A 13,431-nucleotide genomic window follows, 5' to 3' on the forward strand; every position below is an offset into this window, starting at 1 on the left:
GACACGTCGTTTGAGGGGGGCGGCGATGTTGTTCTACCGGAGCGCGGACCTACTCATCACCGGCACGCACGTGGTAGTCCTGCAGCCCGTCGAGGCGCGGTTCCACCTTGAGGCCATCCAGGCGCCCTACGTCCTCCGGCACGCCCGCGGGGTCCGCTTCCGGGCCGGCCACGAAATCCGCGCGAGCTACGAGCACGCGGACGTCCGGATCTACTTCACCACCGACCGCGCCCGCTTCTCCGCGGTGCGCCGGGCGCTCATCCGCGCCCTCGAGCAGCGCGCCCACCCGCTGCCCTTCTGATCGAGACGACCGGCACTACCGCAAGCTGCGCTTCTCCGCGCCCTCGAGCAGCGCGCCCACCCGCTGCCGTTCTGATCGAGCCAACCCGCGGTACTGCAATCTGCGATATAGCAGGTTGTTAGCTAGCGCACAGGTAGGTGGCCATGCGACCATCGATGCAGTAAGCCACGAGGGGGCGAGTGGCGGATACGCAACAGCGCCCGGCGGCAACCGGGCGCTGTTTTCGTTGCGGGCCGCCGCTCCGGCTACGCGGAGGGGCAGCGTCGATACCTGAAGTAATCCCTACCGCATCGCCGGCCCCTCCCGCAAGACCGAGGGGGAAAGGGAGATGCGAATGTTCTACCGAAGTCCCGACCTGGTCGTCACCGCCGAGCACTTTGTGATCCTCCGGCCCGCCCACGTGCAGTACCGGATCGATTTCCTGGAGGGTGTGTACGTCCTGGAGCACCCTCGCGCCGGCCGGCGCCCGGCCGCGCAGGAGATCCGCGCGCAGTACGGGCTCCACGACGTACGCCTGTTCCACAGCTGCGACCGGCGGGTCTTCGGCCAGGTCCGCCGCGCCCTGATCCGCGCGCTGGAGCGGCGCCACGCGACATCGGGCTGACCGTCCGGATCGTTACCTACCGAAGGGTAGGTAACGATCCGGCGAAATCTGCCATATCACGGACAGCTGTATTGCTGATCGGTACCTACACTGTCCTCCGGTCGATACCGCGATCACCCGATCAGCCCGTGCAGTCCGCATCAAAAGGGGAATGCCGGATTTTGGCGTTTTCACCAATGTCTGCCGCCCGCGTCCACCGACGCGTAGGGTAACCAGAAACAGCGATACGGCAAGTAGGCATACGTCCAACGAGGGACAGACGACGTCATGAGCTCGGGTGACACGCCCGCCGTCGCGCGCCGGAAGGTCCGGATGGCGATCCGGGACGCCCGCAACGCCAAGGGAGACACGCAGACCCAGGTGGCCGAGGCCATGGAGTGGTCGCTCTCCAAGGTGATGCGCATCGAGTCCGGCGAGGTCACCATCACCCAGAACGATCTGCGCCCGCTGCTGGCGTACCTCGGCATCAAGGACCGCAGGACCGTCGAGGACCTCATCCAGGCGGCCAAGGCGTCGAAGCAGCGCCGGCAGTGGTGGGACGACCGGCGGTACCAGGGACTTCTGACCGCGGCGATGCGCCAGCTCATCGGCTTCGAGGCCGAGGCCGCCGTCATCCGCAGCTTCGCGCCGCAGGTGATTCCGGGATGGTTGCAGAGCGAGGCCTACGCGCGGGCCGTGACCGAGGGTTTCATTGGAGATCTCACCAACGACGAGATCGTGGCCCGCGCCGCCATTCGCGCCGAACGTCGCAACGCGCTGCTGGGGCGCAATCCGCGACCGCAGCTCTTCGCGTTGTTCGATGAGGCGCTCCTGATGCGCGAATACGGCGGGCCCGAGGCACTGCGCGAGACGCTGGCCGCGATCAGCACCGCCATCGAAAACGGGCTGATCCGGGTGCGCATTCACCCGCTTCAGCGACCCTACCCACCGTTCGGCAACTACGACCTGTTGTACCTGACGGACGAGAACAGCCACGCCGTGTTGTACCGAGAGAGCGGGCCCACCGACGAGATCGTCGACGACTCAGTGCGGATCGCGCGCCACCGCGACGCCTGGGATCACATGTGGGAGCACTCGATCGGTGAGGAGGAGTCGGCACGAAGGATCGCCGCCGCCGCGAAACGCCCCGTCGCCGGCGCGGACGGTCGCCCTGCCGAAAAGGGATCTTCGGATTGACGCCGAAGACCATCGGGGCGCCCGTGGGCGGCCCCTTAACCAGGAAATGGGTGTTCAATGCACGAGACGGTCATGCCGCCGCGCTGGCGCAAGAGCAGCTACTGCGGCAACTCGACCTGCGTCGAGGTAGCGGACCTCGCGTCGGACGGCATCTTCGTCCGCGACGCGAAGAATCCGGACGCTTCCGTGCTGTCGTTCGGACGCGACACCTGGGGTGCGTTCGTCACCGGCATCAAGGACGGCGATTTCGACCTTCAGTGATCACGCCATGCCGGTTCACACGCGTTGCGATGCCACAAGCCCACGACCGCACGCACACCGTTCCGGCGTGCTCCCACAGCCATCATTCCGGCGGAAACAGAGCGTCGCTGCACACCACCGCGACAAAAGCGCGCCAGTCCGCCGCGCCGAATTTCAGCCGAGCGCCGTCCGGGTCATCCGAATCACGAACCAGGATCCCATCGGCGCCGCCGGCCACCTCCACACAGGACGAACTGCCACAGGCGGAAGACTTGTGCCAGACGAGTACCTCGTTGCTCGCGGCCATCGGGTGGACCTCCTCCAAACCCTAGGACGTGCGCTTTCAGCATACGAAGTGCCGCGTCATGCCTCACGTGAGTATGCAAAGTTGGCCCATGAATGCACATTCGCGACAATACGGGCAACTGGCATCGCCCGCGGGGCTCCTCGGCCCCGCGGGCGTGCTCATCGGTACGGCCGTCAGAGCAGGGAGTTCAGCCTCCCGTAGGCCTCCGCGTAGCCGGAGCGGTCCAGGCGCTCAACGTCCGCGGCGCTCGCCGTGAACGCGCGCATCAGGCCGCGGCGCACGCGCATTACCGACATGAAGTTGGTCGATGTGAATAGCGTGACGCCGGCGCCCGCGTAGCGCGCGCACAGGTGCCAGGCGCCCGGCGAGAAGATCCGCAGCGCACGGTTGGTGAGCGGGACGGACAACAGCACGCCCGCGGTGACGACGTACTGCCCCGAGATTTCGGTCAGGTTGATCGCGACGACCGCCCCCACGGTCGCGAGCGCGCCGGCGACGAGCAGGACGACGCGGGCGGGGCGCCCGTCGTGCTCGACGTGCAGATCTTGCAGGCCCTCGAGGTCGTACATCCGCGGCTCGAGCCCCCAGGCGGCGTAGACATCGTCAGTAATGAGAATGCCGTGGCGTTTGTAGAAGACGGTGGGCATCGGTTCCCCCCTTAGCCTCGCCATCAGTATGAGTCGGCTGCGTCACAGATCGCCAGGCCACAAGGTGCCATATCGCAACCTGCGAAATCACCACCGGCCGTGCATCTGATCAGTCACCCTAGCGTCGCCCAGAGTGAGGGAAGGTCACAAACGAAAATTACGGCGAACGCGAACCGCTCCTCGGCCCTCAGTCCGAGGAGCCGGGTCACAGCCGGGCGAGCGCGGCCCGCAGGGGGTCGAGGCCGAGCGAGCCGAGGTTGAGCGCGTCGCGGTGGAAGGCCTGGAGGTCGAACGCCGAGCCCTTGCGGGCCTGCGCGTCGGCCCGGGCGGCGAGCCAGGCCCGCTCCCCGAGCTTGTACGACGGGGCCTGGCCGGGCCACCCGAGGTACCGATTGAGCTCGAACCGCAGCGACTTCTCCTCGACGCGGCAGTGCGCGCGCAGGAACTCCCAGCCCAGCTCCGGCGTCCACCGCTCGCCCGGCGCGAACCCGAACGGGTTGTCCCGCGGGATCTCCAGCTCGAGGTGCATGCCGATGTCGACGATCACGCGGGTCGCGCGGAAGGCCTGGCCGTCGAGCATGCCGAGGCGGTCGCCGGGGTCGGACAGGTATCCGAGCTCGTCCATGAGCCGCTCCGCATACAGCGCCCAGCCCTCGCCGTGCCCGGACGACCACGCGAGCACCCGGCGCCACCGGTTGAGCAGCTCGGCGCGCACATACGTCTGGGCGATCTGCAGGTGGTGGCCGGGGACGCCCTCGTGGTACACCGTCGTGACCTCGCGCCACGTCGAGAAGCTGTCGATGCCCTGCGGCACCGCCCACCACATGCGGCCCGGGCGGGTGAAGTCCTCGCTCGGCCCGGTGTAGTAGATACCGCCGTCCGACGTCGGGGCGAGCATGCACTCGATCGCGCGCACCTGCGACGGGATGTCGAAGTGCCGGCCGTTGAGCTCGGTGATGGTGGCGTCGGCGAGCTGCTGCATCCAGTCGCGGAACGCCTCCTTGCCGTGGATCGTGCGGGCCGGGTCGGCGTCCAGCGCGGCGACCGCCTCGTCGACCGAGCCGCCGGGCACGATCTTGTCGGCGACCGTGCGCATCTCGGCCTCGAGGCGGGCGAGCTCGTCGAAGCCCCAGGCGTAGGCCTCGTCGAGGTCGACGGTCGCGCCCAGGAAGTAGCGGGAGGCGAGCTGGTAGCGCTCGCGCCCGGCGGCCTCCTTCGGCCGGCCCAGCGGCGCCAGCTCGCGGCGCAGGAACTCGCCGGTCTCCACCGTCGCCGCGCGCGCGGCCTCGGCGGCGCGCGCGAGATGCGTGGCCAAGGCCGGGTGCTCGGCGCCGACGCGGGCGGCGAGGTCGGGGTAGAAGTTGTCGCCCTCGAGGTCGGCCCAGACCTCGCACTGCTTGGCAACCTCGATGATCTGCTTGGTGGGCGCGACGTTGCCGCGCTGCGCCTCGTGCCGAAGCGTCTGGCGCCATTGGGCGAGCGCGGTGGGCACGGCGGCGAGCCGGGCGCGGATGTCCTCGGCGGCCCGCTCGGTGTCGGTCGGCATCAGGTCGAACGAGCTCCGCACGCCGTGCAGCGGACTGGAGATCACGTTGATGTCGCTGGCGAGGTCGCCGGCCTCGTAGCGCTCCAGGGCCAGGCCCAGGCGCTCCTGCATGGCCTCCTTGGCGACGCGCTCGGTCTCCGTGGCGGGCGTCTCGGCGTCGAGGTCGGCCAGGGCCTGCCGATCGAGGTCGGCCAGGGCGGCGAAGCCGTCGGGCGAGAGGTCGGTCAGCCGGTCGTCGTGGCCGGCAACGCCGACGAAGGTCGCCCCGATCGGGTCGAGGGGCGCCCACTGCTCGACATACCTGTTGGCGATGTCATCGATAGAACCCACGCGCGAACCCTACGTCACCGGGGCGGTCGGCGTGGTACACGCGCAGGCCAATTCGCAGCGCGTGGCTGAACGGGGATGACAGCCGTTCGCGCGGTCCGGCACAGTAAGGTCCATGGCTCCTTCTGCCCCTGACATCAAACGCTGGCTGCCGGCGTTTGCCGCCGTCGCCCTGATCTGGGGCACGAGCTTCATGTTCATCAAGGATGCGCTGACGGGCCTGGCGCCGGTGTACATCGCCCTCTACCGGATCTTCCTGGGCGCCCTCACGCTGCTGATCATCCTGGCCGCCCGCCGCCAGCCCCTCCCCCGCAGCGCCCGGCTCTGGGGCCATCTGTTCCTCTTTTCCGCTTTCGCCGCAACGGTACCTTTTGTGCTCTTCGGCTACGCGGAGCAACGTGTCCCGTCGGTCCTCGCCGGCATCTGGAACGGCACCGCCCCGCTCACGACGCTCGTGGTGACCCTGGTCGCGGTCCGCTCGCAGCGCCCGGCCCGCCGCCAGATCGCCGGCCTGCTGACCGGTTTCGCGGGTGTACTCGTCGTGCTCGGCGTCTGGAACGGCGTGGGCGGAAGCTCGCTGACGGGCCAGCTCATGCTGCTGGTCGCGGTGACCTGCTACGGCATCGCGTTCAACTACACCCGCTGGCTGATGCAGCACTTCGAGATCTCGCCGTTCCAGCTCTCGGCGGGCCAGCTCATCATGTCCACGCTGCACCTCGTCATCGCGGCCCCGCTGATCGCCGGCCTCCCGCCGTCCCCGCTCGATCTCTCACCGAAGGTCTGGATCGGCGTCCTGGCGCTGGGCGTCTTCGGCACGGGCATCGCGTTCGCGCTGAACTACCACGTGGTCCAGACGGCCGGCGTCACGACGGGCTCCATGGTCACGTACTTCCCGCCGTTCGTGGCCGCGATCGCCGGGGTCGTCTTCCTGGGCGAGAGCCTGACCTGGCACCAGCCGGTCGGCGGCCTCATCGTCCTGGCCGGCGTCGGCATCTCGCAGGGCCTACTGACCGTGCGACGCCGCCCACGCCACCAGGTCCTTGCCCCCCATGGTGTTGACGATCCGGTCGGCCGGGACGCCGCAGGCGACGGCCCGGGAGCACCCGTTGGAGAGCCAGTCGAGCTGCCCGGGCGCGTGCGCGTCGGTGTCGATGGAGAAGCGGCAACCGGCCTCCAGCGCCACGCGTAGCAGCCGCTTGGGCGGGTCCAGCCGCTCGGGCCGCGAGTTGATCTCGATCGCCTTGTCGTGCTCCACGGCGGCCCGGAAGACCTGTTCGGCATCGAACCGGCTCTCGGGCCGCGTGCCGCGCCCGCCGGTGATGAGCCGCCCGGTGCAGTGCCCGAGGATGTCGAGGTGCGGGTTGGCCAGCGCCGTGACCATCCGCCGGGTCATGACGTCGGGCTCGTCCTTGAGATTGCTGTGCACCGACCCCACGACGACGTCGAGCCGCCCGAGCAGCTCGTCGGTCTGGTCGAGCGAGCCGTCGGCGAGGATGTCGACCTCGATCCCGGTGAGGATCCGGAAGCTCATCCCGATCCCCTCGAACCCGGCATTGATCTCGGCCACCACCGCCAACTGCTCCTCGAGCCGCTCCGCGGACAACCCCCGGGCGACGGTGAGCCGCGGCGAGTGATCGGTGAGCACGAGGTACTCGTGCCCGATCTGCGCCGCCGCCATGGCCATCTCGTCGATCGGCGACCCACCGTCGGACCAGTCGGAGTGCGCGTGGCAGTCGCCCTTGAGGGCGTTGAGGAGCGCCGCGGTGGCCTCGTCGAGATCCTGCCCGGCGGTGGCCTCGAGCCGCCGCAGGTACACGGGCTCCTCCCCCGCCAGCGACTCAGCCACACAACGGGCGGTGACGTCGCCGACCCCCGGCAGCTCCCGCAGCGTCCCCGCCTTGACCCGGGCCTCGAGCTCGCCGTCGGGCAGCTTGGCGAGCTTGGCGGCGGCCCCTCGGAACGCCCGGACGCGATAGGTCGCCTCGTGGGCCCGCTCCAGCAGGAACGCAATGCGCCGCAGATCGGCCAGCGGGTCACGCGGGTTCGCCATGCGCACCACGCTAGCCGTTCGCCGACCTTGATACGCCGAACGCCCGGTCGCCTCCTTGCGGAGGTGCCGGGCGTCCGGGTTTGGCCGAGTGCGGTGGCGCGGGGATTCGAACCCCGGGAGGAGTTACCCCCACACGCTTTCGAGGTCTGAGAGGCACCGTCCGCGGGGATACAGCACCGTCCGTGACCAGCACAGGCGGCCTTCTGTGCTTGTCGGCGGGACCCCGCGAACGGTGACGAATGAGACCAGAACTGAGACCGCGTTCCAACCGCGTATGCGCCCACACCTATATGACGATCTTGCGCTGACCTTCCGCTTTTCAGTGCCTCGGTCGCTCGTTCGGCATCGTCATCGTGCGTTCGCTGCGTTGGTCGCGGGCGGCCTTGGGCCTCCTGCGGACCGTGCCGGACGCCCACGAATGAGACCAAAACTAAGACCAGAACGGCCGGAACAGAGGGGATCCTACCGTCCCTCTGTTCCAGCCGTTCGTCGCGTTCGAGGCGGCTACAGGGACGATCGTGATCAAGCTATCCCTGGGATTTCCCTGCTAGAAGGCCAGCCAGGGACACGAGGGACACGCAACGAGATCGGTAACGTCGATCTGAGCTGCAAAGGTGCCGTGCGTACGCACTTCAAGGTCGATGCGGAATCGGTGGGCCGGTCGGTTCTACTGTTCGGTATTTCGGTCGATGAGGTGAGGCATCGTTGCGACGGCCGGTTGTCGCGCATGAGACTGTCGATGGATGTCGTGAGGAGAGGTGTCGCTGCTGTGGTGATCGAGGCTGGTGTGGTCGCCGGGTATGTCATCGCCTGGGTGCTGCGGAAGGCCCGTCGTGTCGCCGGCCGGTTGGACGCTGAGTTCGACGCGACGGTCGACGCGGGTCTTGATCGATTGCACGATGTGGTGGCGGCGAAGCTGGGTGCGGATCCCGCATTGGCTGATCTCGCCGACGAAGTGGGCGCTGGTGATGGTGCGGTCAGCGAGGTGACCCGGCAGCGCGTCGAGTTGTCAATCACGGCGGCCGCCAACAAAGACGAGGCGTTCGGCAAGGTGATCGCCGATCTTGTTGCTGAGTTGCGTGGTGCGCAGGAGCGGGCCGGGATGTCGGTCCTGGCTGGGGGTGACGTCCGGGTGTTGACGGGTGGGGGTCATGCCCAGGCCGACCGTGGTGGCATTGCGTTCGGTCAGGTCGGCGGGGACGTGCGGTTGGCGCGGGGGCGGGAGCTCGAGGACCCTTCTCAGCCGGGCCGGTCGAGCCCCTGACCGTGCCCGGCGACGAGGGTGGGCCCGAAGTCATCCCGTACGGCGGTGTGAGCGCATCAGGTTGGCACGGTCATGGTTCGGGCGGCGGGATTGGTATCGGTTACGCCGGTCAGGTGCATATCTCGGCGGCGCCTGCGGTGCGGCCGGCTCGGTCGACGTATCTGGAGCAGGTGCGCCGTATTGCTCCGCCGGTGCTGCTCGATCGGGAGGCGGAGCTGACGGAGTTGGCGGGGTTTTGCCTGGATGAGGGCCGCGGATCGTATGTGTGGTGGCAAGCGGGGCCGTGGGCGGGGAAGTCGGCGTTGTTGTCGTCGTTTGTGCTGGAGCCGCCAGCCGTGCTGCGCGGACGCGTGTGGTTGGTGTCGTTCTTCATCACTGCTCGGTTGGCGGCGCAGGATACGCGTGAGGCGTTTACCACGGTCTTGACGGAGCAGCTGTGCGCGTTGCTCGGGCAGGAGTTGCCAGCGGCCGTGAGCGAGATGGTGCGTGAGGCGCAGTTGTTGGACCTGTTGAGCCAGGCCGCTGCGCGGTGTCGTGGTGCGGGTGGCCGCCTGGTGCTGGTCGTCGATGGTTTGGACGAGGATCGTGGGACGACGACGGGCCCGGATGCGCACAGCATCGCCGGGTTGTTGCCGCGGGTGCCGCCGGCCGGCATGCGGGTGATTGTGGCTGGGCGGCCGAATCCGCCGATTCCGGATGACGTCCCGACGAGACATCCGCTGCGGGAGGGCGGCATTGTGCGGCTGCTGGGCGGCTCGGCGCATGCCCTCGACCTGCAGCGGGCAGGACGCTCCGAACTGAAGCGTCTACTCAAGGGCACCAGGTTGGAGCGTGACCTGTTGGGTCTGCTGACCGCTGCACGCGGTGGTTTGTCGGGTGCTGATCTGCGGTCCTTGACTGGCGCGGATTTGGTCGAGATCGAGGATGTGCTGCACACGGTCGCGGGCCGGACGTTCATGCGGCGCGCGACGCAGTGGGCAGCCGACACCGTGGGTGAGGTGTATCTGCTGGGTCACGAGGAACTGCAGCGCGCCGCTGTCGAGTACCTCGGCGCAGATCTGGCCGGTTATCGCGCGCGGCTGCACGCATGGGCGGAAACGTACCGCGCGCCCTGCGATGGTTCGCCCGCCTGGCCCGACGTGACGCCTGAGTATCTGCTGCGCGGGTATGTGCGGATGCTCGAAGATAGCGGCGAGGTCGACCGTTTGGTGGCGCTGGCAACGGACGGTGCCCGGCATGACCGGATGCTGGATCTGTCCGGCGGTGACGCCGCCGCGCTGGCCGAGGTCCAGACCTGCCAAACCCTGCTCTTGGCCCGTCCGGTCCCCGATCTGTACGCGCTGGCGTGCCTGTCGCTCCACCGCGGCGAACTTGAGCAACGCAACGCCAACATTCCGGCGGACCTGCCCGCAGCATGGGCGATGCTTGGACATCCCGCCCGCGGTGAAGCACTTGCCGATGGCATCACCAACCCGTACTCGCACGCACAGGCCCTGATCGGCCTGGTCCGGGCGGTGGCCAGCACCGGCGACGTCGACCATGCTGAGCAGCTCGCCCGCACCATCACCGACCCGTACTCGCAGGCGCAGGCCCTGATCGGCCTGGTCCGGGCCGTGGCCAGCACCGGCAACGTCGACCATGCTGAGCAGCTCGCCCGCACCATCACCAACCCGTACTCGCAGGCGCAGGCCCTGGCCGGCCTGGTTCAGGCTGTGGCCAGCAACGGCGACCTCAACCACGCACAACAACTCGCCACCGACGCCGAGCAGCTCGCCCGCACCATCACCAACCCGCACTGGCAGGCGCAGGCCCTGGCCGGCCTGGTTCAGGCTGTGGCCAGCACCGGCGACGTCGACCACGCGCATCAACTGGCCACCGACGCCGAACAGCTCGCCCGCACCATCACCAACCCGTACTCGCAGGCGCAGGCCCTGGCCGGCCTGGTTCAGGTTGTGGCCAGCACCGGCAACGTCGACCACGCGCATCAACTGGCCACCGACGCTGAGCAGCTCGCCCGCACCATCACCGACCCGTACTCGCAGGCGCAGGCCCTGATCGGCCTGGTCCGGGCTGTGGCCAGCACCGGCAACGTCGACCATGCCGAGCAGCTTGCCCGCACCATCACCAACCCGGGCTGGCAGGCAGAGGCCCTGGCCGGCCTGGTTCAGGCTGTGGCCAGCACCGGCAACGTCGACCATGCTGAGCAGCTCGCCCGCACCATCACCGACCCGCACTGGCAGGCGCAGGCCCTGGCCGGCCTGGTTCAGGCTGTGGCCAGCACCGGCGACGTCGACCACGCGCAACGACTGGCCACTGACGCCGAACAGCTCGCCCGCACCATCACCAACCCGGACTCGCAGGCAGAGGCCCTGGCCGGCGTGGTCCAGGCTGTGGCCAGCACCGGCAACGTCGACCATGCTGAGCAGCTCGCCCGCACCATCACCGACCCGGACTCGCAGGCAGAGGCCCTGGCCGGCCTGGTTCAGGCTGTGGCCAGCACCGGCAACGTCGACCACGCGCAACGACTGGCCACCGACGCCGAACAGCTCGCCCGCACCATCACCAACCCGGACTCGCAGACGCACGCGCTGACCGGCCTGGTCCAGGCCGTGGCCAGCACCGGCAACGTCGACCATGCTGAGCAGCTCGCCCGCACCATCACCGACTCGGGCTCGCAGGCCGAGGCCCTGACCGGCCTGGTCCACGTCGTGGCCAGCACCGGCAACGTCGACCATGCCGAGCAGCTCGCCCGCACCATCACCGACCCGCACTGGCAGGCATGGGCCCTGGCCGGCTTGGTTCAGGCTGTGGCCAGCACCGGCGACGTCCACTACGCGCAACGACTGGCCACCGACGCCGAACAGCTCGCCCGCACCATCACCGACCCGTACTCGCGGGCGCAGGCCCTGATTCTCCTGGTTCAGGCTGTGGCTAGCACCGGCGACGTCGACCACGCGCATCGACTGGCCACCGACGCCGAACAGCTCGCCCGCAGCTTCACCAACCCGTACTCGCAGGCGCAGGCGCTGATCGGCCTGGTCCAGGCCGTGGCCAGCACTGGCGACGTCGACCATGCCGAGCAGCTCGCCCGCACCATCACCAACCCGTACTCGCAGGCGCAGGCGCTGATCGGCCTGGTCCAGGCCGTGGCCAGCACTGGCGACGTCGATCATGCCAAGCAACTCGCCCGCATCATCACCGACTCGGACTGGCAGGCGCAGGCCCTGGCCGGCCTGGTTCAGGCCGTGGCCAGCACTGGCGACGTCGACCACGCGCATCGACTGGCCACTGACGTCGAACGGCTCGTCCGCACCATCACCAACCCGTACTCGCAGGCGCAGGCCCTGGCCGACTTGGTTCAGGCTGTGGCCAGCACCGGCGACGTCGACCACGCGCAACGACTGGCCACCGACGCCGAACAGCTCGCCCGCACCATCACCAACCCGGGCTCGCAGGCAGAGGCCCTGGCCGGCCTGGTTCAGGCTGTGGCCAGCACCGGCGACCTGGACCAGGCCGAACAGCTCGCCCGCACCATCACCAACCCGTACGGGCAGGCACAGGCCCTGACCGGCCTTGCGCAGGTGGCTGTAGACGCTGGATTGGACAGCGTGCATGCAGCCAACCGGCTGCTTGGCACAGCGTTCGCGGTGGGCGATTGGTTCCGGCCGTTGGTTGTCCTGGCGAGGCTTTCTCCTGATGTAGTCATGCGGTTCGCCGGTCTCTTCGCGGGTGCTTCCGGGCGCGGTTCGATGGGGAACTCTTCGTTGGGTTGATACCGTCAATTTGCCTGAAGCCCTCGTGCACCCGTCGGCCGCCCCCGGGGAGCGGGCCGGCGTCAGGTCGCCAGGCTCGCCGGAGGCGACTCGTGCAGCGGGCTTGGCCTGGCGGCTCCGATGGTGGTCTGCACGGCTTGCCTGGCCGACGGGTGTACGGAGGGCGTCGCCTCCGGGACCCTGAGGTTCGCCGGAGGCATTCGTCGTGTATGTGCGGATCTGGCAGGGAGGCGCTGAGCGCCGACCGGTGTCCGCGGGAGCTGCGGCATGCAGCCCCGACGGACCGAGGTCGAAAGCCGTGGGACCATCGTCGGCCGCAAGCTAACCGGGCTCTACTCATGACCACTCTGCGCGGCCTGCGGGCGAGCGGTCACCGCCTGCGGGCTGCGCCGTAGGCGACTTGATTTAGCACAGGCAAATTCGGCAACACAACTACCGGTCTACCGGTCTACGTGGCGTCGGTTGGCCTGCGGTTGCCCCGCGCGACGTCGCAGTAGTGCGGCCCATTGCCACGCCGCTCGGGACAGTTCTTCGGCGGAGGCGATCGCCTCCTGCAACGTTGGGCCGAAGCCTGACTCAAGCGTCACCGTGAGACCTGCGCCGTCCGGGTCGTGCTCTTGGAGCACGAGGACCAGGTCGTCCTCGTCCTGGGCGACGTAGGCGTGCAGGCCGCGTACGTTTAGCTCCGCCTCGGTGATAGACGGCACGGCCGGAAAGTCAGCGCTCATCGGATTCTCGCCCTCCTGCCTGTTGCTGCTGTTTCACTACCGGTGCAAGCCAGCCAACGACCGATGCCCACTGCGCGTGGGTGCACGGATGCGGCGCCAACCGTGACCAGGCATCCAGACATCCACGGCACAATCCGTTCTCGGGCACATGTGTCGCTGCGACCGCTCGCGCGTCGGGCAGCAGCGCCTGTTGATCGACACGGTCGAAGTCAGCCACCGCCGAACCACCGCCAGCCGTCCCGATGTGGGCCTACCGTCTCTGGTCGCGAGGCGCCCGGTTGGCGGCGCGGCAATCGCTGCGATCGCCGGAAGATCTGCGCCGCGCGCTCCCTCTCGGGGCACGGCCCCGGCTCGCCGCAGTTCCGACATCGCCCGGTTCCCAGCACCGTGACGTGCGAGTCCAGCACTGATTGCGCGTCATCGATCAGTTGACCGCCCGGGTACACGGCTTGCGTCCTGACCGGTGCG

12 protein-coding genes and 1 pseudogene are annotated in these 13,431 nt (G+C 68.8%); 7 read left to right on the top strand and 6 right to left on the bottom strand.

The window, feature by feature from the left end:
• Nucleotides 1-25: 25 nt before the first annotated feature.
• The 4 genes from ACQEVU_RS48235 to ACQEVU_RS48250 all read left to right on the top strand — a co-directional run bounded on the left by ACQEVU_RS48235 (nt 26) and on the right by ACQEVU_RS48250 (nt 2,342).
• A complete protein-coding gene (locus ACQEVU_RS48235) occupies nt 26-301 on the top strand; it encodes a hypothetical protein (RefSeq protein ID WP_433336768.1) in 276 nt (91 codons plus the stop codon).
• A gap of 334 nt (nt 302-635) precedes the next feature.
• Entirely contained in the window at nt 636-905 is a 270-nt protein-coding gene (locus tag ACQEVU_RS48240; protein WP_433336770.1) for a hypothetical protein, read from the top strand.
• A gap of 267 nt (nt 906-1,172) precedes the next feature.
• Complete coding sequence (locus ACQEVU_RS48245) at nt 1,173-2,081, top strand: helix-turn-helix domain-containing protein (protein WP_433336772.1); 909 nt, start codon at nt 1,173-1,175, stop codon at nt 2,079-2,081.
• A gap of 57 nt (nt 2,082-2,138) precedes the next feature.
• Nucleotides 2,139-2,342 carry a DUF397 domain-containing protein gene (locus ACQEVU_RS48250; protein ID WP_433336774.1) on the top strand — a complete coding sequence of 68 codons (204 nt, stop codon included), beginning with the start codon at nt 2,139-2,141 and terminating at the stop codon, nt 2,340-2,342.
• 82 nt (nt 2,343-2,424) lie between these two features.
• On the opposite strand, the gene ACQEVU_RS48255 is transcribed toward ACQEVU_RS48250, so the two are convergent.
• From ACQEVU_RS48255 to ACQEVU_RS48265, 3 genes are all read right to left on the bottom strand, one after another.
• The gene (locus ACQEVU_RS48255) at nt 2,425-2,628 is read right to left on the bottom strand and encodes a DUF397 domain-containing protein (RefSeq protein WP_433336776.1); all 204 of its coding nucleotides are present in this window, start codon (nt 2,626-2,628) and stop codon (nt 2,425-2,427) included.
• Between the two features lie 173 nt (nt 2,629-2,801).
• Nucleotides 2,802-3,275: a DUF6232 family protein gene (locus ACQEVU_RS48260; RefSeq protein ID WP_433336778.1), complete on the bottom strand. Its 474-nt coding sequence runs from the start codon at nt 3,273-3,275 to the stop codon at nt 2,802-2,804.
• Nucleotides 3,276-3,480: 205 nt separating this feature from the next.
• Nucleotides 3,481-5,151, bottom strand: coding sequence for a DUF885 domain-containing protein (locus tag ACQEVU_RS48265; protein ID WP_433336780.1), 1,671 nt, complete (start codon nt 5,149-5,151; stop codon nt 3,481-3,483).
• Nucleotides 5,152-5,341: 190 nt separating this feature from the next.
• On the opposite strand from ACQEVU_RS48265, the pseudogene ACQEVU_RS48270 reads away from it, so the two are divergent.
• Nucleotides 5,342-6,079, top strand: a pseudogene (locus ACQEVU_RS48270) (DMT family transporter); the annotation flags it as partial.
• A gap of 72 nt (nt 6,080-6,151) precedes the next feature.
• On the opposite strand, the gene ACQEVU_RS48275 reads toward ACQEVU_RS48270, so the two are convergent.
• On the bottom strand, nt 6,152-7,198 hold the full coding sequence (locus ACQEVU_RS48275) for a PHP domain-containing protein (protein WP_433336782.1): 1,047 nt from the start codon (nt 7,196-7,198) through the stop codon (nt 6,152-6,154).
• Between the two features lie 619 nt (nt 7,199-7,817).
• Between ACQEVU_RS48275 and ACQEVU_RS48280 the strand changes: the two genes are divergently transcribed.
• Nucleotides 7,818-8,462, top strand: coding sequence for a chromosome partitioning protein (locus ACQEVU_RS48280; protein WP_433336784.1), 645 nt, complete (start codon nt 7,818-7,820; stop codon nt 8,460-8,462).
• Nucleotides 8,463-8,464: 2 nt separating this feature from the next.
• Entirely contained in the window at nt 8,465-12,235 is a 3,771-nt protein-coding gene (locus ACQEVU_RS48285) for a hypothetical protein (protein ID WP_433336786.1), read from the top strand.
• 440 nt (nt 12,236-12,675) lie between these two features.
• Here the strand turns inward: ACQEVU_RS48285 and ACQEVU_RS48290 are convergent, their stop codons facing one another.
• Together ACQEVU_RS48290 and ACQEVU_RS48295 are read right to left on the bottom strand one after the other, a co-directional pair.
• Nucleotides 12,676-12,963 carry a hypothetical protein gene (locus ACQEVU_RS48290; protein WP_433336788.1) on the bottom strand — a complete coding sequence of 96 codons (288 nt, stop codon included), beginning with the start codon at nt 12,961-12,963 and terminating at the stop codon, nt 12,676-12,678.
• Nucleotides 12,953-13,180, bottom strand: a complete 228-nt coding sequence (locus ACQEVU_RS48295) for a hypothetical protein (protein WP_433336790.1) — start codon at nt 13,178-13,180, stop codon at nt 12,953-12,955. Before ACQEVU_RS48295 ends, ACQEVU_RS48290 begins: the two co-directional genes overlap by 11 nt.
• Between the last annotated feature and the right edge of the window lie 251 nt (nt 13,181-13,431).

The sequence above is a fragment of the Dactylosporangium sp. CA-139066 genome, from assembly GCF_050936175.1.
Lineage (GTDB): Bacteria > Actinomycetota > Actinomycetes > Mycobacteriales > Micromonosporaceae > Dactylosporangium.